This is a genomic window from Micromonospora gifhornensis (assembly GCF_016863515.1).
Lineage (GTDB): Bacteria > Actinomycetota > Actinomycetes > Mycobacteriales > Micromonosporaceae > Micromonospora > Micromonospora gifhornensis.
In genome coordinates this window covers 22,422-49,335 of record NZ_BOPA01000047.1, presented here as the reverse complement: position 1 = coordinate 49,335, position 26,914 = coordinate 22,422, and the positions used below count along the sequence as shown (strand labels likewise).

Sequence of the window (26,914 nt, the reverse complement as noted above, 5' to 3'; positions counted from 1 at the left end):
CGTGCCGAGTTGACGGCGTCCCGTGCCACAGTAAGAACCCCCTGTTCTGCCACCTGATCGGAGTCGACGTTGAGAGAAGAGCCCGAGCCGGCACGACATCGGCACTCAGCAGGCACGTCAATTCAACAGTCAACACAACTGCAGGTCGCGGCCATTCTGATCATGTAGTTGGGGTTCAACTCGGGCCTCCGACATGAACTCCCATGCTCGATCGCCAGTGTGGGTGTGTCGGTCCGTCTTCGGTGTCGCCGGCGGCTCCCCGCAGGAAGGTCGCCGTCGCTGGACCCGCGGCGGTGGCTGGTGGATCTCGGTCCAGAAGGCAAGCCGAGATTCCTGCTCTGTCGGGCTCGAGTCGACCTGCGCGATGTATCAACCGGTCGGTTCTCCCATGGGATGGGTTGGCGCGGGTTGCCATGGTGTGGATGTCCGTGCTGCGTCGCGACCGCGCCCCCCATTTACCCCCCGAAAACTCCAGCTGGTGATTGACAATCAGTGACAAGGCGAGACCAGTGATCTGCGCTTTCTTTGCAGGTCAATGCCCATTTGTGGCAAGCGGTGACAAGCTTGTGATGGCTACGTTCCGTAACAAGGGGGGTCGTCGGTTCGAATCCGGCCATCCCGGAAAGGGGAAGCCCTGACAAGCGGAAACGCGGTCAGGGTTGTGGTTTCTTCGATGGCGCTTTGAACCGTCCCCCGAAACCCCCGTTTACCGGGTGTGGCATTCAAGTAATCCGGTGTCCACGTCCCGGAGGAACCTCAGCCCGGGATGTCCGGGCGATGCGATCACATGCTGGCTGGTTCTACCGTGTCTGACACCCGCCTACGGGGAACCGAGATCGTGGTGCTGGCTTCGCATGGCGACGAGCGTAGATGCAGGCCCGATCGCCATCAGTCGGCCAAGGCCTCAGCCGCCTGCTGCAGGTGGCGGGCAGCCGCAGTCAGCGCGAGGACGGCCCGCGTCGGCAGCAGGCCCGGACGTGATCCCTGGCGAAGGAATTCGCGGGCTAGGGCGACGTGCCATTGCCAGTGCCAGTCCACCCGACGCGGTGCCAGGTCGTCGAGGCAGAGGTACGTGACGCGTTCGGTGACCAGCTCGACGATATAGGCGTCGGTGGGACTGCCGGGGTCGGGTTTGAGGCTTCCGGTGCAGTCGCACAGGCCGATCGCGAAACCAGCCTCGGCCGCAACGCCTGTCCACAGCATCGACTCGATGCCCGGGCGACGGACCTGCAGGACCAGGTCGACCAGCAGACGGGTCGTGTCGGTTGCCCAGTGGTGGACGCCGTACTGGGAGGCGTCGATCAGCAGGGGATGGGGCTCGCCGACGGACTGCACCAGGATGTTGCCCGAGTGCAGGTCGCCGAAACCGCCGGCGTGCAGCACCTCCTTGCCGAGGCGTTTCGGTGCGACGCCGGGCAGTGCTCCCGTCCCCACGAAGTCGCGCAGCACGGCGGCCATCGGCTCCGCGTCGGCCTGACCGGCGCCGCGATCGTCGTGCCACACCTGCGCGTAGGTGTCGAGGGCGTCGAGGACGCGGCCGCGCAGCACCGGTGACATGGTGAGCCACTGGCTGACCGGCCGGGACTCGTGTAGGGCCGGCTGCAGCAGTTCTCTGAGGTGGCCGCGGTGTAGTTCGCGGGCCAGCTTTGTCGCCTGCTCGGTGGTGGTGTCCCGGTGGTGTAGCCAGTCCTTGAGAGTGACCGCGTCTCTTGCCAGTTCGGCGGCGATCGCGCTGTAGCCCGACTGCTCGTGGGACCGCAGCTCGCGGTCGAGCCGGACAAGTACCTGCGAGCGCAGCGCTCGCCCCGCTCGGCGGTTAGCCTCCTTCTCTGCTAGGAGGGACGCGCGATCGAGGCCGATCTTGAGGACGAACGACTCTTTGGGTTGGCCCTGCTGTACGCGAACGACCTTGCAGACGTGAGCGCCGGAGCGGCCGGGAGCGAGGTGCCGGACGGTCAGCGAGGTGCCGGCGTCGTCGTCGGTCCCGAGGCACTTGACGATCAGGGTGCGTGCGATCAGATCGCCGCGCTTCATGGCATCGCGATACTCCCCGGGTGGGTCGCCGAGGCTGTGGAGCATGGATTGCACTCCCGCCTCCGGTGCGAAGACGATCCGGAACCCGTCCTCTCGATCCTGCACGCGCATCCGCTCACGGATTCTGCGGGCCAGATTCTCGCCATCCCAGCCGTTCCGGTCGCCCTCGAACGCTGGATACATGGTCAGCTGGTTGTCACGGATGATGGCGTCATCCGCGCCGGCCTCCACAGACCGTTTCAGGAAATTCGGGTTCTTCTTCGATTCCCCGGTCACGACGAGGATGTAGCAGTTGTCCTTGCGGTGCTTACGTAACTCTCGCACGACCGGGAGGCAGGTCTCGTCGTTGAGGTCGTAGTCGAGGACTGCGAAGTCGAAGTCCACCTCGCGCGCCAACCTGACCGCGTCGGTAGGGGTACTCGCCTCCTTGTACTCCACCTCCCATTCGCCCAACTGGGAGAAGCCGTAGTCGAGGATGTCTTGAACCTGCAGGATCACCGCGGCCTCGTTGTCGACGACAAGCCCGCGTGCACGGGTTCTCATGTAGGCATCCTCCAGCGATCCAGCTCGACGGTCACCGCATAGGTCCACGGCGGCTCGAACTTGGCTTCGTGCAGCGTTCCGCCGAAGCGCTCGAGCCGGTGCCGCAAGGTCTCCAGGCCTTTTCCACTGCCGCCGGAATGCGGCGCACTGCCGGTATTCCGAACCGTGATCAACAGGCGTTCCTGTCGGTATTCGAGTTCTACCTGGAATGTCTGCGGCACGCCGGCCACGCGGTGGGTCGTGTCGGCGTTGTGCCGGATGTCCAGCAGCACCTGCTCTAGCAGCCGATCGGTACAGAAGACACGGTAGGCTCCCCGCTGTTCGGCGGGCACCAGCCGGTCCACGAGTACGTCGCCCCGATCCCCGAAGAACTCCCGTGCCGCCGGCAGCGCGTCCACTGGACCGCGCGCGACGAATCTGCGCAGTACGGACTTGTCACCGTCGAGCGCGAACCGTAGCCACCACAGCAGGTCGGGGAGCAGATTCGCGGCCTCTTCCTTGCTGGGGACCAGACCGGACTTGATTTTCCCGACAAAGTTGTCGACGCGCACCGTCGTTTCGTCGACGAACTTCGGCCCGTCGTCGGAGAGGGTCCGCTCCCACAGCGGAATCTCCTCCTGAGACAGGTCGCGCTCCGCGCTGCGACTGACCAGGATGTCCCGCAGCATCGCCGCGTTCGGCAGGATTACCTCGAGCAGGAAGTTCTGGCAGTGGTTCCAGGCCTCTGCGATCGCCTCGTGGTTGCGCGGCAGCCGACCGGTGGCGATGACAAATTCGACGGTTGACTTCGCCAGCCACATCGGGGTGGAGAAGTCGTGCGCCACGTAGGCGATCTCGTGCCTGATCTGCGACCAGGCCTCCTGCTTACCGGGCGGCGGCGCGTGCAGCGGCCGCCGCGTGTGCGAAAGCAGATAGCGGACCAGTGGCACGTTGACGTAACTGGACCGGATGCCCGGCGCTTCGTTCTTGTCGCGCAGATCGTCTAGGAGGCGGCCCAGGGCGTCCGTGAGCTGCTGCGCCACGCGCATCCGGGGAAACGGTGCGCCGGTGCGTCGCGCAGACATCAGCTGCAGAACCTCCAGCATGACTTGCGGGACGACGAGCCCGTCGTCACGGTTGGTACGCATGATCCGGACGAGTTCGGCGGCGAACCGCTCGGGTGCGGCCCGGGTGAGCAGGATGACCGCTTGCACCCGCAAGCGCGCCCCGATCAGCAGCGCGGCCTCACCCACCAGCATCGCCGCTGCCATGTCCACGATCAGGGCACGGCAGCGGGGAAATGACAGCGGCGCCGACGACAGCCACTGCGGCTCGGCGACCAGCAGCCGGATCAGCGCGTCGCGGTACTCCCCGTTGCTGGCCGCCTCTTGGAGCCGCTCCACGATCCGGGCGCGGCGCCTGGTGTTGACGTCGGCGTCGCGCAGGCGTAGCCGCCACCTCAGGTAGGCCACGCATTCGCGCTGGGTCACGTCCGCACCGAAGAGGTCGGCCGCCTGCTCCTCGAACAGCTGCTGTTTGGTCCGGGCCTCCAGCAGCTTCAACAACCAACCCCGGTGGGTGGCGAGCGGCTCGGGCACGGGCGCGTAGAGCGTCAGCTCAGCGTACCGGCGGCGCAGGGCGCAGATGCCGCAGTGGCTGCTGCGGAGGTTACTCATGGCGGTCCGAGCCACGTAGTAGATCCTCAGCGCAGCCCGTTCTCGGGGCGAGGACTCGTCCGAGCGGCGGACCCTAGCGATGCGCTGCAGGTTCACCGCGTCGCTGTCGCCGAGCCCGTTGATTAGCAGGATCACGGTGATCGTGACGGCGCCCTTGTCAGCCGCCAGCCCGACCAGTTGCTGCACCGTCCGGCCGCTGCTGGCACCCGAGTCGAGGATGAGCGCGTGCTCTACTGTCGGCAGCGCCGCCGATCCGGGCAGCTGCCAATTCGCGGTGTGTGCCGCCCGGGGCACCGAGGCAACCTCCGCTCGCATGGTTGCCGGCAGTGCCCGCCTCATCTGGTCAGCGGTGACGCTCAGGTCGTCCGCCGTACCTTCGGGAAACAGGATGGTCACCCTGGCCGACGTCTCGCCGAAAGCCTCACGGTGGCGCCGTTCAATCTCGGGGACCAGGCAGCCGAACACCGTGTCGGTCCAGCGTCGCTCGCGGAACAGAAGCGTTGGGTCGACGTAGGCGGTGTAATGCCTGTCGGCTGGGCGTTCGATGTGCCCGAGCCTGGCCGCGGCGTTGCGCTGCATCGTCTCGACGTACTGGTCTTGGTCGATGACCGTCGCCGGGAGTGGTCGCCCGCCGTGCTCGGGGCTGCGCAGGACCGGATCGATCGGCTGCGTCGGGCCGTCGTCGTCCGCGGGTAGGCCGACGTCCACCACGGCGAGTGCTGCTACCGGCAGGTCGATGCCCGGTTCGTCGGGTGTACGGGCATCAACGATGGTCGTGACGGCGACCGGATTTATTCCCAGGTCGCGCACTTCAGCCACGACGCTGGCTACCGAATTGCCGCTGGAGACCACGTCGGCCACGAGTAACACCCGCGGCTGCTCATCGGTGTGGGGGACGTCGCGCAGGAAGTCGTAGTTGCCTTGCGCGGCCACGGTACGGGCTACAGCGGCTGCGACCTCCGTCGGTGTGTGGGGAAGCCGCAGCACGACCAGCGGCCCATTCTCGTCGGACGGTGGTAGGCACTCCTCGGCACGTGCAGCGAGGGTGATGCCGACCAACGCCCGCAGGTCCAGTTCGGACAAAACACCATCGAGGTCGAACCAACGGTTGGTCCGGCGCAGGCTGGGTGTCAGAAATCGTCCGCGGCGCACGTTCTCGCCGGCCGCCGTACCCTCGCCCCTGTTCTCGGGCGGGTCCTCGATTGCGGCGGCTATCCGCTCGCCGACCCAGGTCGCCATGGCCCGCACGGCGCTGCGAGGCGACGTCCTCAGCCGGACCCGGGCGCCATCAATCACGATCAGCGCCGTGTGCCGGGCTAGATCATCCACGGCGGACGACTCGTCCGGGGAGAGCTCCGTCAGTGGCGGCGGCTCGCCTGCTGTGGACAACCGGATGAGCACCTGTCGCTGCGCCAGCGTGCCGCCCACCCAGTAATGCCGATTGTCCGGCGCCAACACGAGGACGGGCGGGGGAACATCCTCACCGGAGGCGACCCGGTCGTCGTATTCGGCGTTGACGTATTCCATCGCCACCGCCATCAGCGGGCGGTTGACGCTAGGAAACGCCAGGATAGCGGCGCGGTGACCGCGGAAGCCCGCCACGATGTCGATCACCTGGAACGCGGCGCGGCCGATCTCGACGTCGTGGGCGCCGTGACCGTCGTCCGGCGCATTCACCGCCACGACGAGATGTGCATCGTTCGCGAGCTTGCCGCGGATGTCATTGCGGCCCTTCTCGTTAAGCCCCAGAGACGAGTAGAGCCTGACCGCCAGGCAGTTCGTCGCCGCCGGCTCATCGTCCGGCTTCGCCGCCGGCGTCCGCAACTCGCCGGCCCCGGCGAGCGCGGAGTCACCGGGATCGGCGAGGATGTTGCACTCGATAAGAGTGCCGGGCACAATCGCGGGCCTCCGGGCGGCGATCTTCTGGGTCGTGCCCCGGTAGACGCGGCCGCTCGCCTGCCCCTGACTGGTCACCAGCAGGGCGCCCTGGAAGGCGCGGACCACCCGTGCGACCTTCCACATCCCGCGGGCCGCACCCTGCGCTCCGGTGCGCGTGTCGACCACGCTTACGCCCCCATCGATGCCCCGGCCGGTGTCCGCCACGACCAGCCGGATCATCGGGCTTTGCGCCGCTGCGGCGTGCTGGGCGAAGCCTTCCAGCGACTCGTCGAAGTCCGTCGCCCGCTGCCCGTAGGTCTCGGGATCGACGATCACTCCGCCAATCAGCACCTCTTTCGCCCCAGAATGCCGTTCCGCGTTCTCGAAAAGCTCGAGCAGGATGCCGCGGGTCACCGCAGCGGCTGTTTCGGGCCGCAGACCCAGCTCGCGCAGCGACCGTTCCGTGGCGGTCGGCCGAGTGACGAGCGTGATGTCACGCAGGCTCTCGCTTGGCAGCCACTGGTACCGCAGAATGCGTCGGTAGCGGTGCGGCCGCTCGGACGTCGGCGGGGCCGTGAGCACCTCGCCGTCCGCGTCGGTCGACGTGCCGTCGCCCGCGACCACCTGCTCGTCCAAATGCTCGCCCAGCACCTCGACGACGCCCGCCTGTTCCAGGTAGCGGCGGCAGTTGTGCCGTTTCACAATGCGCTGCGCCGCGAGCGGATCGGCCGGAGTGCCGCTGGGCAGCGCGTCGGCGCTGGGTAGACGCACCTTGCAGTCGGCGCCTGCGGCCGCGGCGGCCCGGACGAAGACCAGCAGGTAGCCGAGGGTGACGAAGTCGGCGAAGCCTAGGTCACTGAGGTCGATCAGCAGACGTCTGCCTCGCAGCGGGCCGGGTCGCAGACGAGTCAGCGCCGCAGCCCATGTCGTCGCGTTGAGGCGGCTACCGATTCTCAGATCTGTCATGATGGGTGCCGTTCTGTCCGGGGCTGAATCGGCGACGGACTTCGAAGCTACCCACAGCGACTCACGTATCACCATCCTGCGGATGCGTATTGATTCGAGCCGACAGACGTGATCCGATCCGACTGAGCCGAAAAATACGCCGGAGCGGAGGCTAACGAACGTGACGGTCCCCAGCTACGACGGAGCGCTCGCCGAGTTCAGCGCCCTCCGGACCGAGATCGACTCGCGATCCAAGTATCAGCAACAGATTCTGTCGCTGCAGTTGACTCTCACAACCGCCCTCTTCGGACTCGGCCTAGCCGAGCCAGTGCCGCTTGGCGTCCTGCTGGTCATTCCCCTGACGTCTTACTTGCTCTGTGCGCGTTACATCGGACAGCGCTCCGCCATCCGCTGGGCGTCGAAATACATAACCGAGCAGCTCAGCCCGCGAGTGCCGGATGGCCTCGGCTGGTCGGCGTGGGTCGCCCGGAACCGCCGACCCGACCGGCTGATCGACTGGTACGTGCCAATGCTCATCTGCTTCCCGGGAGCGAGTCTGCTCGCGCTCGGTTGGACCACACGCCTCGTCTTCGTCCAGGACCACCGCTCCGGCTGGGCCACCACAGGTCTGGTCATCGTCTGGCTGGCCGGGCTCTTCGCCACGGCCGGATGCGGCTATCTCGTCCATCGCGTCTTCCGCGACCGATCACCGACAGCACCCTCGACCCAATGACGCAGCCTGCCGATTGCGATTCCGACATTTAGTCACGCGTGGTCGGCTCCGTCGTCGGCTCGAACCGGCACCAGGTACGGAACCATTTCGATCGCCTCGGTGCGGCTCGACGAGGCCATCGCCGTCAATCACGCCGATAAGCCGCGTCGAGGCTGATGAGTCGCCGTGCCAGGCCGCGGCGTGCGGGGTGGAGGGCGGCCAGTGGGCTGGCGGTAACGGCACCCATCGGGTCCGCCCACCCCTGCCCAGACAGCTAGGATCACGCAATGATCAGCGTCATCACGCCTGTTCTGCCGGCTCACGTTGACATGCTCGCCCAGGCCCACGAATCCCTGCTCTCGCAGGACAGCGGCGCGGACTGGGAGTGGCTGATCCAGATCGACGGCACCCCAGACGGGCCGGTCGACGAGACTTTCCCGGCGGCGGCCACCGACGGCCGGATCCGGGTTGCGGCCAACGGGGAGAGACTCGGTATCAGCGCGACGCGTAACCGGGCCCTGCTGCGCTCCACCGGGCGCTGGGTGGCGCCGCTCGACGCCGACGACGAGTTCTTCCCGAACACGCTCGCGCTGCTCTCCGAGCCACTGCGTACCCGCCCGGAGGTGTCGTTCGTCTTTGGTGAAAGCGTCGACGTCTTCCCGGACGGCAAGCGGTTGGCCCGCTTCACCCGCCGGCCGTACGAGCCGGGGCCGGTGCCACCCGGGCGCCTGGAGGAGATCTGGCGGCACCACAAGAACCTCTTCTTCCACCCGGGCGCGGTGATGTTCGACCGGACCTGGCTGCTCGCCGCCGGTGGCTGGCCGGCCGGTACGGAGATGGAAGACCAGGATGTCCTGCTGGCCATCTCGACGTTCGCGTCGGGGTGGTACGTGCCGCACCCGGTCCACCTCTACCGGCAGCACCGGGGCCAGACTGTGCGGACCGCCCGGTTCGAGTCCAACCGGGAGAGCTACCGCCGGTGGAGTCACACCCGACTGGTCGCGCTGCGCACGCTGCGCGGCGACGATCCCGACGAATTGCGGATGCTGGAGACGCCCTTGCCCTCGCCCGAGGAGATCAGCACGTTCACCACGGCGGACTGGCAGGCCGAGATCGCAGGTCAGGTCACCGCCGGATGAGCTCACTGGCCACCTGCGGACTACGGGTCACCCGAAACGATCAGGAACTGAGGCTGGTCACCGGCGCCCGGGCCGAGATCGAACGACGCAACCGTACGCTCCTCGACACAGACAACTTCCGACACGAGGTGCTCGGGGCCGGCTGGATCAGCGGCGGCACCGACCTGGCCGCGTTGGTCGCCGTCGGTACGGACGGCTGGGATCTGGAGATCGGCGAGCCCGGGCCCGCGACCACCGCCGCGTTGCGGCTGCTCCTTGCCGACCTGCTGCCGGCCGGGGCGGTGGAAGAACTGGCCGTGTTGGCTGACGGGCTGCGCGACGAGCCGATGCCCTGGCACGCCGAGTGGATCCCGCCGGTCCCGCCGGCCCTGGCCCGCGAGGGCGCCGCCTGGTTCGACGTGCTGGCGCCGTCGGTGAACTGGCGGCAGGACGACACCGCCGCCGATCCGGTGGCGCACTACCGGCACGCCCGGATCATCTGGGCGCCGCGCTGGTGCGTTGTCGTCTGGAGCGGACGGACCGGTGGCGAGGGCTCGAAGTACCGGACGTGGGGGTTGCCGGACCGGCGCCTGGAGGACCAGTCGGCGGGCGGCAGCGGCGCGGAGCGGATGGCCCGCATCCTGCGCGCGGTGGTACGGCACATCGAGTGGTCCGTCGACATGGTCGACCTGGAGCTGGAGACCTGGGAGAACTACTTCCTGGCGCAGGCGGCGGGCGATGGTGGCCTGTTCGTCGGGCCGGACTTCAACCGCCTGCAGCGCCACCTCGCCTTGCTCGGGCACGGCACCGCGCTCAACCGGGACGCCGTGCGTACCCTGGTCCGCCGGATCGAGATCCAGCCTGGCATCCCGGGCGATGTCCGCGACCTCGTCAGGGAGAAGTGTGAGCGGTTCCTGGCCCAGTCGCAGGCGCAGCGCCGGGCGGTCCGGCAGTCGTTCGACCTCATCGCCAACGCCACCTCTGGCCAGCAGTTCCGGTTGGCCCAGGAACGCGCCGACCGGGACGGCGCCTTCCAGGCCATCGTGGGAATCCTGGCTGCCGTCTTCGTGGCGCCCGCCCTGATCGCCGCGTTCTACGGGGCGAACGTGAAGGGCCTGCCGGGTGCCGACGCGCGGGAGGGGCTCTGGTACATGCTGCTCGGGTCGGTCCTCGCCGGACTGATCAGCGTCTGCCTGATCCTGGTGGTGCGGGCACGGTCCCGCCGCCCCCGGAGCTGAGCGCCCGGTGGCGAGCTGCCGGGCTGGTGGCGGCCAGCGACCGGGACGCCACCTGGCAGGGGAGTGGCCGCCTGCGGCCAGTTGCGCCTGCGGGAGCCAAGGCCGCGTAGGGCGAGGTTGGCCAACTGCGCCACTGTGGAGGTGTCTGCCGGTGGGGCGGTCCGCGGTACGAGAGCCGACTCAGGCTGTCCCGGCAGCGTCCGTACGCGCGTCAAGGTGAGCGTGACGCGGTAGGGCGTTGCGGTCTGCTCACCGGCGCGGATCGACGTTAGTGAGCTCGGCGTCCAACAGATGGGCTGCTTCCTCGACCGTGGCCACGAATTCCTCGGGCGGGATCCTGGCGACGAAGACCTTGCCCAGGTCCTCTGGAAAGGGATGGTCATTGCGCCAGAACTCGAAGACGATCACCAGGTCGTCGTCCAGGTATCCGTACATGGAGACGTTGTCGACCGTCTCTCCCCACCGCATGAACCAGAACTGCTCCCGGAACTCCGTTTCGTCTGCGTGGAGCAGCCGGAAGACCTCCTCCGGTGCGCGGCCCGGAAAGGGACAGGGCTTGACGTCACGTCGGCGCACCTGCGCCGCGCTTGACCGCATAACGCGGATGAAGAACGGGAGGAAGGCCCAGTTGTCCCCGATGGTCAGCCTCTTGCCAGCCGCCCACAAGTCGACGACGCGGAGTTGGTGCGGTTCGACCTCGCCGATCTCCACCGCGAACGTGGCCCGGTCACCGAAGCGTCGCGTCATCAGTCCGACGGCGCAGTCATATGAAAGGCCATGCCTGGCTGGGTAGGTTGCCATCCCTCGGCCAGTGCTGCTCGGACGATCGCCGCGACCGTCGACGGGAGAGCGGGCACCGCCGGCCCGCCAAACCAGTTGCTCGGATGGTTCTGAGGCATGCTGGCCAGCAACACCCTGCCCTTGCAGTCGACCTGTTCGACAGCGACAGCGAGTGGCTTCTCACACAGCGCTTGGGCATAGGTTGGTCTGGCGCGTACTCGCCACCTGTAGGTGATCCCGTCAACCGTGATGAGCCGAGAGCCCTTCTTGACCAACGCCATGACGACCCTCCTCGACGTCAGATGCCCGTGCCCGTGGCGCGCCCGATGCAATGGTCAGTATGGGGCGGCCGAGAAACCCGGGCAGGAACAAGCCTGCCCGACCGACGAAGCCCACCACCGCCGAGCCAGGTGACAGCCGCCGTCGAGTCGGGCGCGACGTTCGACTGCGGCTACGACCCGACGGGAGGCCAGAACTCGTCGTCCTCCTCGTCCGGCGACGAAGGGGCGTACTGGCGTAGAGCGCCCTCGGGGTTCTTATGTCCGCCCCACTGATTGTCCACACCGGTGATGAGGCGCAGGCTACCGCAGCCGCCTGGCCCCATGCCTGGTTCACGACAACGACACCGGCTGTCGAGCCAGTCGCTGAACGCCTCCGCGTTGAGGCGGTCCGCCAGGCCCACCGACAGCATCACGTTGGCAACCCAGCTCACCGCATCCTCCGATCCACGCCCGGACCGTACCGCCAGGATCATCCGCTGACACCGGCACAGACAAGGCGATGACGTGCTGGGGCAGCATGGCCGTCGGTCCGCTGGGCGGCCGGTGGGACGGTCTGGCTAGCATTCCCTCGTGATCGAGGAGCTGATCCAACAGGTTGCCGCCGAGGACGGCGACGCGATCGAGGAACTGTGCCAGATCGCGGACACCGATCCGGGCAGGCTGACACCACACCTGGGCTCCCTGCTCGATCTGGACGTGCTGTGGCCGGCGAAGTTGTACCGGGCTGCAGACGCCGACGTGGTTCACCGGATCATCGAGCGGATCGATGGTGGTCGAACACCCGGGCGGTTCAACCACCTGCTGGTCATCCTGGCGCACACCGCTCACCCGCTCGCCGAGGACGCCTTGCGCCGCTGGTCGACCGAGCCACCGAGCGGCGCGGACCAGCTGTATGTCCCGGTGCTGACCTACGCGCATGAGGGCGGTTGGACGGTCACGCCGGACGGCAGCCGGCGGGAGCTGTGCGGCAGCACCGCGTACCAGTGGGTCATGCGCGACACACCGCGCCGCGCGGACGGCCCCACCTGTCCGTGGTGCTCGTCGCCGCTGTGGATTGCCGCGGACCTCGACACCACGGAACCTGCCATCGCTGCGGCCTTGGCACACACCGGCTGGTCCGGTCGGCTGGTGATCGAGACCTGTCACTTCTGTGCCTGCTACACGACGCTGTACAGCCAGGTCACACCGACCGGGTCCACCACCTGGTGGAGCGGTAACACCCGCCCCGGCTACATCGGCTCCGCCGAACCGGAGGATCCGCCGGCGCTGGCACCTGTCCCGGGCGCGGCCCGGCCGAGCCCTTACCAGGCGTGTGCTTGGAGTCGCGGGGGCTCGACCCTGGGTGGCTGGCCCGACTGGATTCAGGACGCGGAGCACGCCGACTGCCCCGACTGCGGTCAGCCCATGGACTATGTGGGCCTGGTCGGCGGCGCGGACCTCGACGACTACGGCGAGGGTGCCTACTACCTGCACCTGCACCAGCCGTGCGGGTTCGCCGCAGTCAACTACCAGCAGAGCTGACCGCCGTACCCGCTCCGCCCGCAGGCCGCTGGCACCACCCATGCCGCGCGCCGCGGATGGAGGAAGAATTGGCTGTCTTCCAACGCATTGCCTGCGGCACACGACTTCAAATGTTGCGTTACTGACTCCCGTCATTGGGCGAATGAGATGGGGGTGGCAATACAGTTACCCCTGTCGACACCGGCGGTTCTCCTCTCAGTCATGAAGCTCCATCCCTCCGGCTGGCCCCACGCCACCTGCTGTTCTACATACCAGGATTGGGGGCATGCGCGTCGCCGTGGATCTCGACGCCCATATGCTGTTACCGAGACCAGGGCCTACGACGGGTGGACGACTGCCGCGCGGGCCCGTCCGATGTCTTTGGCGCGAGGTCGCGTAGGAAGCATGCCTGGAGGGCCATTTGTCGACGCATGAGAAGTTCGAGGCCGTTCTGACCGGTGTGATCCGACGCAACCCCGGCGAGGAGGAGTTCCACCAGGCGGTGCGCGAGGTGCTGGACAGCATCCGTCCCGCGCTCGTGCGGCACCCGGAGTACGTCGAGGCGAAGATCATCGAGCGGATCTGCGAACCGGAGCGGCAGGTGATCTTCCGCGTACCGTGGGAGGACGACCGTGGCGAGGTGCACGTCAACCGCGGTTTCCGGGTGGAGTACAACAGCGCCCTGGGCCCGTACAAGGGCGGCCTGCGGTTCCATCCGTCGGTGTATCTGGGCATCGTGAAGTTCCTCGGTTTCGAGCAGATCTTCAAAAACTCCCTGACCGGTATGCCGATCGGTGGTGGCAAGGGCGGCGCGGACTTCGATCCCAAGGGTCGCTCGGATCGCGAGGTGATGCGCTTCTGCCAGAGCTTCATGACCGAGTTGTACCGGCACATCGGCGAGTACACCGACGTGCCGGCCGGTGACATCGGCGTCGGCGCACGCGAGATCGGTTACCTGTTCGGCCAGTACAAGCGCATCACCAACCGGTACGAGTCCGGGGTGCTGACCGGCAAGGGCCTTGCGTACGGCGGCGCCCAGGTGCGTCGGGAGGCCACCGGGTACGGCTGCGTGTTCTTCGCCGAGGAGATGCTGCGTGCCGCCGGGGACGGGCTCGACGGCAAGCGGGTGGTGGTCTCCGGATCCGGCAACGTGGCGATCTACGCCATCGAGAAGGTCCAGCAGTTCGGCGGCGTGGTGGTGGCGTGCGCGGACTCCTCCGGGTACGTGGTGGACGAGAAGGGCATCGACGTCGAGGTGCTCAAGCAGGTCAAGGAGGTGCAGCGCGGCCCGATCAGGGACTACGCCATGGCCCGACGACACGCGACCTTCGTACCCGGGCGCAGAGTGTGGGAGGTGCCCTGTGAGGTCGCCCTACCCTGCGCCACACAGAACGAGGTCAGTGGCGCGGACGCCGCAACCCTTGTCGCGAACGGCTGCATCACGGTGGTGGAAGGCGCGAACATGCCGACGACGCCCGACGGCATCCGGGTCTTCACCGAAGCCGGTGTACGTTTCGCCCCGGGTAAGGCCGCCAACGCCGGTGGTGTGGCCACCAGCGCCTTGGAGATGCAGCAGAACGCGAGCCGCGACTCATGGACGTTCACCTACTCCGAGCAGCGGCTCCAGCAGATCATGCAGGACATCCACGCCCGCTGCTTCGAGACCGCCGAGGAGTACGGGATGCCCGGCAACTACATGGCCGGGGCGAACATCAACGGCTTCCTCCGGGTCGCCGAAGCCATGCTCGTTCAGGGACTCATCTGACTGTCCTGCCGGTGGACGGCGTGGGGCGCGTGACGAGCAGGCTCAGCACACTGTTGACGGCCAACGATGTCTGCGCCACCCGTCCCATGTCGTGAACCCGGCCGGTGGGTTGTCGACGGGTTCACTGCCGTCGAGTTCCCCTGGCGTGGGGATGTCGAAGCGCTCAGCCCACTCGGCGAGGTCCCGATCGGACATGGGCCACGTGGTGTGTGGCGCTGCGGCTTGACGTCGGTCGCGTCGTCTCCGCTGTTCCGTGAGAGTGAGTTCGAAGTAGCGCATCTGCACTGCCACACCGAGGTCTGCTGCTGCCTGGCGTAGCGCCGAACGTTCGTTGCGGTCCCAGAGGCCGAAGTCGATCACGACGTTGGTGCCGAGTTCGAGGGCGCGTAGCCCGATCTGGATGAGCCGCCCCTCGATCACGTCCCCGGCCGATGGTGGATTCTCGGGCCCGTAGAGGGCCTTCACCCATTCGTCCTTCGTCAGGCGCAACGCTTCCTGCTCGATCTCGATGCGCCGGGCGGCTGTGGTCTTTCCCGTACAGGGAAGCCCCACGGTCAGGAACAGTGTCGCTTGCCCCATCATCACCCTGCGAACGTACGCCTCATCACCACCTTCGGTGGGGTGGGGAGAAATCAGCACCGGCGCTCGAATCACCGCCCTGACGTCGCGTGCTCGGAGACGATGTCGTCGATGACGCGGTGGGCCTCTGCGACCGCGGCCGGGTCGTCGTGCAGCGCGCCAGCGTACGTGATCAGGGTCTTCCACAGGGCCCAGGCCCGCCCGCGGGCCCAGGTCGCCGCATCGACATCGAGCCCGGCGCGGAAGGCGTCGCGGCTCGGACCGGACAGCAGCGTCCAGGCGATCGCCACATCGCACGCCGGGTCGCCCACCCCGCAGGTGCCGAAGTCGATGACGGCGGCGAGCACCCCGTCTCGGATCAGGAGGTTTCCCGGGGCCATGTCGCCGTGGAACCACACCGGGCGGCCGTCCCAGGTCGCCGTCAGTGCCGACTGCCAGATCTCGGTGATGATGTCGCGGGGTATCCGGTGGTCCAGTGTCTCGACCGCCCGGCGGACCTGCGGGTCGTAGACGTGCAGGGGCCCGCCACGAAACCAGTTGTGCAGTCCGGGCTGCGGCCCCGTGGCCGGATCGACGCGACGCAGAGCGACGAGGAACGCGGCCAGCTCTTTCGCGAACCCGGTCAGGTCGCCGATCCTGTCGAGGCTGGCGGGTTTCCCGTCGATCCACTCGTAGACCGACCAGTCGAAGCGGTACCCGTGGGCGGGGACGCCGCGCGTTACCGGCCTGGGCACCGGCAGCGGCAGTTGCGGCGCGAGCACCGGCAGCCATCGGTGTTCCTTGTCGACCGCCAGGGCGTACTCCCGCGCGGTGGGCAGTCGTACCGACAAACGCTCACCCAACCGGAACGTCTGGTTGTCCCAACCGCGCGGCACAGGCCGAACCGGCAGATCGGCCCACTGCGGGAACTGGCTCGCCACCAGCCGGCACACCAGCGCCCTTGAGGACCAACGCTCGGAGAAGTCCCGTTAGGCAAGATCAATTAGCCACGCCCGAGTTGGGGGTCTAGCGGAGGCGGGCGCCCACTTGCCGGCGGGCGGCACCTTGATGGCCCTATCGCAGAAAGCTATTGATTTTCTGCGATAAGGTGTCCGAGCGGAAGCGGCGACCTCAAGCCGACCGCGACCGGCACGGTGCTGACTCGCCGTGCTTTTCTGCGATAGATGCGGGAGGGCGGTCCGGATGGGTACGGTGCGCCGGCTGCGCTCGGTGGCGGGGCCGTCCGTGGTCGAGGCGATCGACGGCTTCCTGGCTACCCTCGATCACCCAGAAACCGCTGGCACCCGTCGGGTCTACGCCTCCACCCTGCGGCAGGTGCGGGAGCACCTGGGCGCGGCTACCCCGCTGGCGGTGCTCGACACCCCGGCCGCCGCGGCGGGATTGGTTGCCTGGTTCACCGTCCGGTGGGGTGAGCGGGCGCCGGCCACGTTCAACCGCAACCTGGACACCCTGCGCTCGGCGATCGGCTACTGGCGGGAGCAGGACTGGCTGGCCGGCGATCCGAGCCGGGCGTTGCGACGGCGTGGCCGGGCACCGGACCGGACCCGGTCGCTGGGCCGGGCGGAGATCACCGCGCTGCTGGGCCGGGAGGAGCTGCCGCTGCGGGAGCGGACGCTGTGGCGGCTGCTGTACGAGAGCGCCGCCCGCGCCGGCGAGGTCCTCGCGCTTGACGTGGAGGACCTCGACCTGCGCAACCGGTGCGCGAAGGTGCGCCGCAAGGGCAACGCCGTCGACGTGATCGTGTGGCAGACAGGCACCGCCCGGCTGCTGCCCCGCCTGCTCAAAGGGCGGTCCGGCGGGCCGGTGTTCCTCACCGACCGCCGCGCCCGGGTGCCCTTGGCCCCGGGCGACGTCTACGAGCCGACCGGGCAGGCCCGGCTGTCCTACCGCCGCGCCGCCGAGACGTTCACCGCCGCGACCGGCGGCGCGACGCTGCACCAGCTGCGGCACTCCGCGTTGACCCACGCCGCGGAGGACGGGGCGAACACCTCGACCCTGCTGTCGTTCTCCGGGCACACCTCGGTGGCATCTCTGGCCCGCTACGCCCGGGTGTCACCGGAGGCGCTGCGCCGCTGGCAGCAACGCCGCGACCCGGCCACCCGTTGCCGGTAGGCGTCAGCGCGGCCGGGCCGGAGGCCGGCCGCGTAGCGATTCCCACGCCACCTGCTCGTCGGGCTTGGCCATCAGCGCCTCGATCCGTCGTCGGCCTCAGGGCTTTGCGAGCCAGCGAAGCACGTCGTCGGTGAGGATCACGTCGTATGGAAGACCGCGCAGGTCTTCGGCAGAGGCCTTCAGGCCGCGAGCCCGAGCCAGGTCGGCCAGCTCCGCCCACGGGTGTGTCTCGGGGTTTTCGTCGTCGTCAGGAAGAACGGCGTTCAACGTCGCGTGGATGATGCTGTCCCGGGCCACGTGGTCCGGGACAGCATCGTCGCGTGTGCTACCGGACGTCCGGCCGATCGTGAAGCCACGAGCATTATGCAAGATCACGCGGCGGCCGTCATCGAGCGCGGCGTATTCACTGACCGAGAAGCTCTGGGCGTCCGGGTCGTCAAGGCGTTCCGGTCGGATGTCGCAGATCGCACCCAGCCCTACGACTCGTCCTGGGTTGACCGGGCGAAGATCGGCGTGATCGTCAGCGGCGTCCGGGTACGCATGCCAACCGCTCTCCACGTCGCTCACTTCCTCGGAGGTCCCGCGTTGCCGCGTCGAAGCTCATCGCGGTAGACCGTTCAACCCGATCAGATGCTGCGACGCACTCCGACGCTGGTGCGGCTGGAGCACGTCCTATTGAAACAAGCTTTGCCGTCCACGGGGTCCGAATTGGCGCAGAGGCGGTCAGGGACTGCACGCGAGGTTCTGAATGGTCCCCGTAGTGGTGCCGGACGGGTCGATAATCCCGGGTAGGTCCACGTCCACGACACCGCGCCAGCCGACCGTCGAGGAGTTCGAGCACGCCTTTCTCCCAGTGGCGCGTTGGCCGGAGCCACCCCCGGGGTAGTACCTGCCGCTGCCCGACCCGACCGTCACCCAGTAGCACGAGAAGGAGTCACAGAAGTAGCCCTGCAAATTCACCGACACGTCTGATTTATCGGGGCAACTGCCGGAGACCTTGATCCACCAGCCGTGAACAGAGGTTTCCCCACCGGACAGGTGAGGGTCATCAACGGCCTGCCGGTACGTGCAGCCGCCGGCACTGATATTGGACGACTCCGTCTGCGGGCTGACCCCACCCGGGTAGGGCGCGAAGTGACCCGCCCGCGAGGGCGATGACGGCTGCGACGCTACCGATAGTGCTGGCGATGCCACCGCGGCGGTGGGCATCGCGCCGAGGAACACCGCAGCAGCGCAGCACGCCGCGACGGATGCGCGGCGCAGAGTTCGGAGTCTGTGGGCTCTGGTCACAACAACCACATCCACGAATGTCGATGTAACTCGTGGTACACCTCATGGGTGCAGCCTGTCAACAGGCGGGAGGGGTCTGCGCGTTGCCGAGGGCCTGGCTCGGTCGCCGGCATTCGCTGCGGACGCGGCCCGGACCTAGCGTGACTTCTGTTCTGATGCTCCCCAGCGGCTTTACCGCTGGTCGGGGTTGCGCAGCGGGCGCCGCCCGCCGGCGAGGTCGGGTAGCACGAACGAGTAGTGGCCGTGGACGTTGAGGTGCGCGTGCTGGTAGACCGACAGGCGGGCGGCGTCGGCGTCGCGCACCGGGTAGCCCTGGGTTCGCAGGGTGTCCATGGCGTGATCGAGGTAGAGGGTGTTCCACAGGGTCACGCAGTTGAGGACCAGGCCGAGGGCGCCGAGTTGGTCTTCCATGCCGTCGTGGTATGCCCGGTACACCTCGCCCTTGCGTCCGTGGAACACCTTGCGGCCCAGGCCGTGGCGCTGCTCCTGCAGGTTGCGCATCCGCTTCATCTCCCGCCGGTACGCCGGGTCCTCGACCAGGGTCAACACGTGCAGGGTCTTGAAGATCCTGCCGTAGTGGGCGATCGCCTCACCGAGGGCGTTGAGCCGGCCGTCGCGTTGCAGCACCCGGATCGCGTCGTGAGCGGAGATCTCCCGGGTGTGGATCGAGGCGATCACCCGCAGGATGTCCGGCCAGTGCCGGGCGATCTTGCCCAGGTCGCTGCGGCCCCGAGCGGTGCGGTCCAGGTAGCCGTAGTCGGCGCTGGCGTCGATGCGCCACAGCTTGGTGTCGGGCAGGTCGGCCAGCACCGGCCGGTAGTCGAAGCCGAGCAGGGTGACGATGCCGAAGATCAGGTCCGAGTACGAGCCGGCGTCGGTGATCAGGACCTCGGGTCGGGGCCCGCCGTGCGGGTCGTAGACCAGGTCGACGAAGTGCAGGGTGTCGCGGGGGGTGCCCGACAGCACCCGCCCGGTCAGGCCGATGGCCTGATCCGAGATCATGTTGAGCCAGGTCACGCCGCGTTTGCGGGCAAAGTACTTCGGGTTCGGCCGGGCATCGACGCTGCGCACCGGGACCACGAAGCGCATCCCGTCGACCGCGGCGACCAGCCCGCCGCCGAACAGCTGCGCCAGGCCGAGCTCGGCCTGGGCGTCGACGAACACTGCGTTGGCGCCGCGGTAGCAGTTCGGGCGCAGGTAGTACTGGTCGACGTGGGCGAGCCGGTCGCGGGTCAACGCGTCCGCGCCGGCGATGACGGGGCCGAGACCGACGTTGAGCGCGTGCGCGGTCAGCAGCGCCGCGACCGAGACGTGCAGGTCGCCCAGCCGCGACGTGCTGCCGGAGATCGAGGTGAACGCCGCCGGGAACGCCGGGTACAGCGCCATCAGTTCCAGGATCATCTCGGGCAGGTCGACCTCGGGCAGCATCGCCGAGGTCCGCGCCCGCAGGTCGACCAGGCTTTGCGGCTCGTCCAGGGCGTCGTCCTTCGCCAGGTGCAACCGGCCGTCGGCGTCGACGGTGACTGGTCCGTCCGGCACGATCCCACCGGCGGCGGCCCGCCACGCGGCGTCGACGGTGGCGGTCAGCTCGTCGAACAGCTCGTCGGGGCGGTCGGGCAGTTGCAGCGCCGACAGCGCCGGCCCTCGCACCTGCTGCCACCGCTGCCCGGCGAGAAGCTTGGCCCGCGGGTCGGCCCACCGGTCGGAGACGACCGCGTAGATGTCGCGGTGCTTGAGCGCCGTGTGGAACAGCTCCAACACGCAGAACACGTACGCGTTGCGGTCCACCGTGCCGGCTGGCCGGTCGGAGGGGAACACCAGCTGCTGCCACCAGCCCTTGGGCACGATGTCGACGTTGACCTTCCGTGCGTCCAGATATCCCTTGGGCACCCGCTCGCTCGGGCGCGCCTCCAGCAGGTGCGCCAGGTCGCGCATCGCGGCCAGCACCGACGCGGCGTCCACCGTCGCCCCGAACTCGATCACCTCGCACAGCAGCCGCACGAAGGGGCGCACCGTGGCGAAGCGTTCCACCACCTGCGCCCGCCACTGCCCGTGCACATCCGCCGCCGGCGGTGGAATCATCTCCTGCACCCCCGCCACCGCGGCGGCCAGCCGGGCCCGCGACCCGACCGCGGTGTCGATCGCCTCCCACACCAGGTCCAGGGGCACCGCCTCCCCCCAACCGTCGGCCTCGAACAGCACCTGCACCGCGCTCGCCAGCACCGCGACGTGCCGGGACTGCCCCGGCAGGCGGCGCAGCTTCTGCCGGTCCGCGTTCTTGCCCGCCCGGCCGATCAGCTCGTTGGTCATGAACACGTCGAACAGCTCGAGGGCGTCGTCGGTGGCCTGGACCTCCAGCCACCGCACCGTGGCCAGCAGCGTCGCCAACTTGCGCTCGTACGGGTGCCCGGCCAGCTTCGGCGCCTTCGCCGCCATTCCGTACCGGGCCAAGCCGATCACCCGCCGGGCCGGCACCGCCGGCACCTCGACCGCGCGCATCCCCAACCCGGCGATCTGCGTCACCCGGTGCAGCGCCGCGCTCATCCCCTTGCCCGTCGTGCTGCGCTCGGCGTGGCGCCACAGGTCAAGCTGCGAACGGCGCCGACCCTCCGGCACCCGCAGAATCGCCTCGAGCTCCACCGCCTGCTGCGCGCTGACCGCCTGCGCCAACACCGCGTACAGCCGCTGCTGGGCCGCGTTACGCACGCTGGCCACCGCCTCCGCCAACGTGCTCACCCCCGGCAGCAGCACCCGCCGCTGCCGCAGCCACGCCACCGCGGCGTAGAACAACGCCTTCGGCCCCTCACCGGTGGTCCACGCCTGATCATCCAACCACCGCAAGAACTCGCCCTCGGCCGCCGCGAAGTCTCGGTACCCGTACACCGCAGCGATCTCCGCCTGGTGCTCATACCGGGTGTTCCGCCGCTCCAGATACCGCTTCACCGACGACGGATCGTCGATGCGCAGCTGCACCGCCAGGTAGTCCACCACCGACGCCGGCACGTCCAACGGATCCGGTAGAAACCGGCCCACATGACGAACCGTCACCAACTGCAGCCCAAACCCCAACCGTGAGTGCGTCCCACGATGCCCCTCGACCAGCTCACGATCCGCGTCGTCGAGGAAGAAGAACCGCTCCAGCGTGCCCCGGTCCGGCGGCGTCTCGGCGTACCGGCCGAACCCGTCCCACTCCGCCTGCGACAAAAAGCTCACCGTCGATGACACGACCGATCACCGTACGCGACACCGCCCCACCCCACCAGAGCCGATCTTGCCTAACGGGACTTTTCCGAGCGTTGGTCCTCAAGGGCCGCTGCGTCAACGAGGCGGCGAACCGGCACGGGAACGGTATCGGGATCGGCGCTCACACCCTCAACCTCGCAAAACGTGCCATCGGTGACAACCGATTTCGCGTTCCTCACGCGCATGGGGACGAGAAGACCCGGAAGACCGAGGGCTCCACCGGATTCGGCGTGGCTTCAGCAACGGGAGGCCTACGGCTTCTCGATCACCGCCCCGGCGATCATCGCCACTGACCTTGTACGACAGGCGTACCCATGTACCCATCGCGGCGTCGTCAGCGCGGGGGCGGACATGGGCCGTCCAGACGGACTGTGCTGGCAAGAGCCAACTCATCGTCGGCTACGTCATCGAACACGGCGCGGCACAGCGTATCGGCGGAGTCAGGCGTGGTGAGCCGGATTCCATGGGTCAGTGGAGGCACATCCAACGCCGCCAGGCGCGGCTCGGGGCGGCCGAGGTCCCACGGCGGGGTCAGCGGCGCCGGCCTGCGCCACTGGTCGGGTAACTCGCCGTCGCAGCGGCCGCCGATGCTGGCGGACGCCATCAGGTGGCGCAGCCGGTTGATCGTGCCGCTCTGGGGCGGGTCCAGGGTGATGCACGCCGCGTGGGGCTTACCGCCGCCCCAGCTCGGTCGGCGCTTCAGCAGCGCCGACCGGGCCGCCGCCACCACCAGCAGCGGCAACGGCGCGTTCAGATCGGCCAGTTCCTCGACAGCGTCGAGCAGGTCGTCGCCGGCCAGGTGCAGATCCCGCAGGAGCACCACCAGCGGCTGGGCTCGCGCCGCCTGTTCCAGCAGCAGCTGCCACGCCGCGAGGGTGCCCGGCTGCGCCGAATGTTCCGGGCGCAGCAGCGGCAGCAACGCCGACACCACGGACTCTGCCGGACCGCCTGCGCCCAGAGTCGTCCGCAACCGGCCGCGTACCACCTCCGGTGTGTCTTCCGGTGCGACTGCGCACAACTCGGTCACCAGTTCGGCCGCCGCGCTCAGCGGATCATCGGGGACGGTGCGGCCGTCCAGGACCCGGGGTCCGTTCACCAGCCCGGTCAGCCGGTCGAGCAGGTCGTCGGAGTCGCCGAGGACGGTCACCAGGTGTGGGCTGTTGCGCCGCAACGCCCGCTCCAGCAGGCCGTGTATCAGGGCCAGATCACTGTCACGCTCGGGGTCGTGGCCACCGACGCCGCGAATCTCCCATGCCCCTTCTGCGGCCGGCAGGGCGTCGAAACCGTCTCCGATCAGCTCGCGGGTGCGCGGGCAGACCCACACCGTTCCCTCCGGTACGGCCGACAGCATCTGGTGGCACCGGTCGACCAGGGCGCCGCTGACAGTCAGTCGGGAGTTCGGCTCGGTCAGCACCAGCGTCTCACCGGTCGCCACCGCGACCTGCATGACGAGGCCGCGTCCCATTCCGTCGGCAAAGCAGTCGCGCAGGGTCAGTGCCGCACGCACCGCGCGTTCCTCGTCGCCGCCGCGTGTGGGTGGCCTGCCGAACACCGCGAGTGTCGCCGACCCGATGGACGTGGCCACCGTGCCGCCCAGTTCCTCGATGCCCGAGCGCACCATGCGGGTCGCCGCCGCCAGTTCGTAGTCGACGCGGACCGGATCGGTGGCATCTGCGCAGGTGCGCACTCGCACCATGGCCAACGTCAGGTGTGCCCGTCGCGGGTCGGAGGGTCCCCGGGGTGCCGGGATCGGCGGCATCGGGCGTGGCGGCCGCACCACGGCGACGTCACGGGCGGGCGCCGGGACGGTGGCCGGGTCGAGGGTGAGCGAGGGGTCGTGGGTGAGGATGGCGTGTTGCAGCTTCTGCAGCGCCGGGCCCGGCTCCAGCCCGAGGTCCTCGACCAGGGACGTGCGGAGGCCACTGTAGACGGCGAGGGCGTCGGCGTGGCGCCCGCAGCGGTAGAGGGCCAGCATCAGTTGACCGCAGGCCCGCTCCCGCAACGGATGCGCCTCGACCATGGCCTTCAACTCACCGAGCACCGACTGGTGCCGTCCGCACGCCAGTTCCGCGTCGAACCAGTCCTGCTGGGTGTCCAGGCGGGCGTTTTCCACCGCTGCCAGTTCCGGCCACGAGATGCCGTTCTCCACCAGGTCGGACAGCGCGGTGCCGCGCCAGGTGGCGAGGGCCTCGCGGAGTATGGCCGCGGCGCGATCCGGCTGGGCCTTCTCGTCGCGGCCACGCTCGGCCAGCTGGTGGAAGCGGAACAGGTCCACGTAGGCCGGATCGACCTGCAGTATGTAGCCCGGCGCCTGGGTGGACAGGCGCAGCATGTCCGTTCCCTTGGTCACCGACAACGCGGCCCGCAGGCTCCACACTGCGTTCTGCAGGACCTTGCGCGCCGACGCAGGCGGGTCCTTGTCCGGCCAGAGCGCACTGAGCAACTGGCTGGTCGGCACCACCTGGTTGGCCTTGAGCAGCAGAAAACCGAGAGTGGCGCGTTGCTTGATTCCGCCGAGCCGAATCGGACGGCTGTCTATCAGTACTTCCAGCGGGCCCAGAACTCTGAACATCATCTCCCCCTTATTCGGATGGGGACGGAGCCTGTCCGGCCCCGTCCCCACCACGTCCGGCAGAATGAGCGACGGTGCTCTCCGGCTGTGTCTGTTTTTGTTATCTGGTGCGACGACCCGCCGTAGATGTCAGTTGCGGCTGGTCGCTGCCTCCTCCATCACCGACTGGTTCGGCCCAGCCTCAGGACCCCGTACCAGCAGAGCGGTCACGACCGCGATCCCGACGGCGGCGACCGCGCCGGCCCAGCCGACCGCGTTCAGCGCGGAGGTGAACGCCTCGCGGGCCGCCGCCACCAGGTCCGCGTTGCCGACCGCGAGCGCCCCGGCCAGGGACTCCGTCGCCTCCGCCGGCGTGCCGCCGGGCAGTTCCGACCGGTACACCGCAGCGCCGAGGCTGCCGAGTACGGCCACACCCAGGGCCAGCCCGAACTCCATGCTGGTCTCCGACATCGCGGCAGCCGATCCTGCCCGCTCGGCCGGGGCCCGGCTCACCACCAGGTCGGTGCCCAGCGCCATCATCGGTCCGATGCCGAGGTAGATCACGACCAGCCCGGCGACCACCAGTGCCATCCCGTTCGGGCCGTCCACGAAGGCCAGCAGCACGTAACCCACCGCCGAGACGACAAGTGACGCCGCCACCAGCAGCCCAGGGGCGACCTTGCGGGCCAGCACCGGCGCGGCGATCGAGGTGACGATCATCGCGACGGCCGACGGGAGGAGCCACAACCCGGCAGCCAGGGGCGACAGACCGGAGACCATCTGCAGGTACTGCGTGGCGAACAGGTAGACCACGCCGACCACGGCCAGGCCCACCAGCAGGGCGAGCAGGGCCCCGACGAACGACGGCCGGGTGAACAGCCGCAGGTCCAGCAGGGGGTCGGCCAGGGTCCGCTGCCGGCGTACGAACAGCACCCCGAACACGACGCTGGCCACCAGCGCGACCAACGCACCCACCTCGATGCCCTCGGTCGCGATCACCTTGAGGCTGTAGATCGCCGGCAGCATCGCGGCCAGCGACAGCGCCACGCTCACCAGGTCGATCCGGCCGGCCTGCGGATCCTTCGCCTCGGGCAGCAGAACCGGCGCGGCCACCAGCAGCACCACCATCACCGGCACGGCCAGCAGGAACACCGAGCCCCACCAGAACAGCTCCAGCAGCGCGCCGCCGATCAGTGGACCTGCCGCCAGACCGGCCGAGAAGCACGCCGCCCACACGCCGATCGCCATGCCCCGCTGGCCCGGGTCCCGGAACATGGTGGTGATCAGCGCCAATGTCGACGGCATCAGGGTGGCGCCGGCCACGCCGAGCAGGGCCCGCGCCGCGATCAGGACGGTGGGGTCGGTGGCGTACGCCGCCAGCACCGACGCCGCCCCGAACGCGAGCGCACCGATCATGAGCAACCGTCGGCGGCCGATGCGGTCGCCGAGGGTGCCCATGGTGATGAGGAAGCCTCCGATCATGAATCCGTAGATGTCGACGATCCACAGCGTCTGCGTCGCGGTCGGCCACAGATCCGTCGTCAGGTGCGGCAACGCGAGGTAGAGCACTGTCGCGTCTACCGACAACAGCAACGTGGGTAGGGCGAGCACTGCCAGGCCGAGCCACTCGCGCACTCCGGCTCGTGGTTGCGTCCTCACCGACACGTCTGGTACCTCCGCTCGTGATGGCGGGTCTGTGTCCGCCGTTCAGGCACTGCTTGTCGGGACTGGGCTACTGGGCTGCGGGTGCGCGCAGCACCTCGAACACGGCGCCGAAGCCGTCGCCCGCGTGCCCGCGTCGGATGGCCTGTTCGGCCCGGGCGTGCAGGAACTCCGGCAGGGTCGGGTCCACGCCCTGCGTACGGCTGGCCTCGACCAGGTGTTCGATGGCCACCGTCTGCATGCCGAGAGTGGAGTCGTTGTCCGGGTAGGCGCCGGTGTCGACCTGGGTTGCCAGGTTCGGCACCTCCGGTGAGATGACGTACTCGAACCAGGCCTGCGCGTAGGGCAGGAAGGCCGCTGCGGGCACCTTCTCCGAGGCGAGCAGTGCCGCCGAGTGCATGAAGCCGGCCCAGGTGGTCCACATCAGGCCGAGCAGGGCCACGTCGTACAGCGACGGCAGCCCCGGCTCCTCCCCGAGGTAGGTGCCCGCGCCGGCGATGGACCGCAGGGTGTCGGCGTGCGCGTCGTACACCTCCTGCGGGCCGCCGTAGAAGATCAGCGTCTCCTCCGAGCCGATCATCGACGGCGTCGCCATGATCGCGCCGTCGATGTACTCCATGCCCTGCTCCTGGGCCCAGGCCGCAGTGGCGCGGGCGTCGCCCGGCGTGCCGGAGGTGAGGTTCACGATCACCCGGTCGGCGGGCGAGTGGCCGGTGGAGTCGATGATCTCGCGCATCGCCCGGTAGTCGAGGACGCAGATCACGATCAGGTTGCCGGCCGACATCGCGTCGGCGACCGTCGCGGCCCGCACCGCTCCCTGGCCGACGAGGTCGTCGGCCTTGTCGGGTGACCTGTTCCAGACCGTCGTCGGATGTCCGGCGGCGAGGAAGGCCCGGGCCAGGGCCGAACCCATCGCGCCGAGGCCGATGACGGTGACTGGTGCGCGGCTGTCCGCAGCCATGTTGAATCCCCTTTTGTTGAACGGGCGTTCCTCGGGCGGGCACGATCGGCCACCCTGCTCTGAGCAC

At 68.7% G+C, this 26,914-nt stretch carries 18 protein-coding genes; 6 read left to right on the top strand and 12 right to left on the bottom strand.

Annotated features, from left to right (window positions below; all coding sequences use genetic code 11):
• Positions 1-888 precede the first annotated feature (888 nt).
• Both Vgi01_RS26835 and Vgi01_RS30915 read right to left on the bottom strand, forming a co-directional pair.
• Positions 889-2,577 carry a response regulator gene (locus Vgi01_RS26835; RefSeq protein WP_204292930.1) on the bottom strand — a complete coding sequence of 563 codons (1,689 nt, stop codon included), beginning with the start codon at positions 2,575-2,577 and terminating at the stop codon, positions 889-891.
• Positions 2,574-7,076, bottom strand: coding sequence for an ATP-binding protein (locus Vgi01_RS30915; protein ID WP_239089179.1), 4,503 nt, complete (start codon positions 7,074-7,076; stop codon positions 2,574-2,576). The genes Vgi01_RS26835 and Vgi01_RS30915 overlap by 4 nt, the downstream gene beginning before the upstream one ends.
• Before the next feature lie 160 nt (positions 7,077-7,236).
• Here Vgi01_RS30915 and Vgi01_RS26825 point away from each other — a divergent pair, with 160 nt between their 5' ends.
• The 3 genes from Vgi01_RS26825 to Vgi01_RS26815 all read left to right on the top strand — a co-directional run bounded on the left by Vgi01_RS26825 (position 7,237) and on the right by Vgi01_RS26815 (position 10,123).
• Positions 7,237-7,788, top strand: coding sequence for a hypothetical protein (locus Vgi01_RS26825; protein WP_204292929.1), 552 nt, complete (start codon positions 7,237-7,239; stop codon positions 7,786-7,788).
• Positions 7,789-8,054: 266 nt separating this feature from the next.
• Complete coding sequence (locus Vgi01_RS26820) at positions 8,055-8,906, top strand: glycosyltransferase family 2 protein (protein ID WP_204292928.1); 852 nt, start codon at positions 8,055-8,057, stop codon at positions 8,904-8,906.
• Positions 8,903-10,123 carry a CorA family divalent cation transporter gene (locus Vgi01_RS26815; protein ID WP_204292927.1) on the top strand — a complete coding sequence of 407 codons (1,221 nt, stop codon included), beginning with the start codon at positions 8,903-8,905 and terminating at the stop codon, positions 10,121-10,123. Before Vgi01_RS26820 ends, Vgi01_RS26815 begins: the two co-directional genes overlap by 4 nt.
• A gap of 249 nt (positions 10,124-10,372) precedes the next feature.
• Here Vgi01_RS26815 and Vgi01_RS26810 read toward each other — a convergent pair whose 3' ends face one another.
• From Vgi01_RS26810 to Vgi01_RS26800, 3 genes are all read right to left on the bottom strand, one after another.
• Positions 10,373-10,870 (bottom strand): hypothetical protein, encoded by a 498-nt coding sequence (locus Vgi01_RS26810; protein ID WP_204292926.1) that lies wholly within the window; start codon positions 10,868-10,870, stop codon positions 10,373-10,375.
• Positions 10,870-11,184, bottom strand: coding sequence for a hypothetical protein (locus Vgi01_RS26805; protein ID WP_204292925.1), 315 nt, complete (start codon positions 11,182-11,184; stop codon positions 10,870-10,872). Before Vgi01_RS26805 ends, Vgi01_RS26810 begins: the two co-directional genes overlap by 1 nt.
• A 170-nt stretch (positions 11,185-11,354) precedes the next feature.
• Positions 11,355-11,657 (bottom strand): hypothetical protein, encoded by a 303-nt coding sequence (locus tag Vgi01_RS26800; protein WP_204292924.1) that lies wholly within the window; start codon positions 11,655-11,657, stop codon positions 11,355-11,357.
• 97 nt (positions 11,658-11,754) lie between these two features.
• Between Vgi01_RS26800 and Vgi01_RS26795 the strand changes: the two genes are divergently transcribed.
• The gene (locus Vgi01_RS26795; protein WP_204292923.1) at positions 11,755-12,705 is read left to right on the top strand and encodes a hypothetical protein; all 951 of its coding nucleotides are present in this window, start codon (positions 11,755-11,757) and stop codon (positions 12,703-12,705) included.
• Between the two features lie 400 nt (positions 12,706-13,105).
• Positions 13,106-14,449, top strand: coding sequence for an NADP-specific glutamate dehydrogenase (gene gdhA, locus Vgi01_RS26790; protein ID WP_102656250.1), 1,344 nt, complete (start codon positions 13,106-13,108; stop codon positions 14,447-14,449).
• Positions 14,450-14,491: 42 nt separating this feature from the next.
• On the opposite strand, the gene Vgi01_RS26785 is transcribed toward gdhA, so the two are convergent.
• Together Vgi01_RS26785 and Vgi01_RS26780 are read right to left on the bottom strand one after the other, a co-directional pair.
• Positions 14,492-15,088: an ATP-binding protein gene (locus tag Vgi01_RS26785; protein WP_233196575.1), complete on the bottom strand. Its 597-nt coding sequence runs from the start codon at positions 15,086-15,088 to the stop codon at positions 14,492-14,494.
• An 11-nt stretch (positions 15,089-15,099) separates the two neighbouring features.
• On the bottom strand, positions 15,100-15,948 hold the full coding sequence (locus tag Vgi01_RS26780; protein ID WP_239089178.1) for an aminoglycoside phosphotransferase family protein: 849 nt from the start codon (positions 15,946-15,948) through the stop codon (positions 15,100-15,102).
• A 262-nt stretch (positions 15,949-16,210) separates the two neighbouring features.
• On the opposite strand from Vgi01_RS26780, the gene Vgi01_RS26775 reads away from it, so the two are divergent.
• Entirely contained in the window at positions 16,211-17,140 is a 930-nt protein-coding gene (locus Vgi01_RS26775; RefSeq protein ID WP_102656252.1) for a tyrosine-type recombinase/integrase, read from the top strand.
• A gap of 96 nt (positions 17,141-17,236) precedes the next feature.
• On the opposite strand, the gene Vgi01_RS26770 is transcribed toward Vgi01_RS26775, so the two are convergent.
• The 5 genes from Vgi01_RS26770 to Vgi01_RS26750 form a co-directional block, all read right to left on the bottom strand.
• Positions 17,237-17,707, bottom strand: coding sequence for a hypothetical protein (locus Vgi01_RS26770; protein WP_102656253.1), 471 nt, complete (start codon positions 17,705-17,707; stop codon positions 17,237-17,239).
• A gap of 894 nt (positions 17,708-18,601) precedes the next feature.
• Positions 18,602-21,655, bottom strand: coding sequence for a Tn3 family transposase (locus Vgi01_RS26765; RefSeq protein ID WP_239089177.1), 3,054 nt, complete (start codon positions 21,653-21,655; stop codon positions 18,602-18,604).
• Positions 21,656-22,007: 352 nt separating this feature from the next.
• Positions 22,008-24,245 (bottom strand): ATP-binding protein, encoded by a 2,238-nt coding sequence (locus tag Vgi01_RS26760; RefSeq protein WP_203224519.1) that lies wholly within the window; start codon positions 24,243-24,245, stop codon positions 22,008-22,010.
• 129 nt (positions 24,246-24,374) lie between these two features.
• Positions 24,375-25,889, bottom strand: a complete 1,515-nt coding sequence (locus Vgi01_RS26755; protein ID WP_307817138.1) for an MFS transporter — start codon at positions 25,887-25,889, stop codon at positions 24,375-24,377.
• Positions 25,890-25,956: 67 nt separating this feature from the next.
• Positions 25,957-26,847 (bottom strand): NAD(P)-dependent oxidoreductase, encoded by an 891-nt coding sequence (locus Vgi01_RS26750; protein WP_013733165.1) that lies wholly within the window; start codon positions 26,845-26,847, stop codon positions 25,957-25,959.
• Positions 26,848-26,914: the final 67 nt, after the last annotated feature.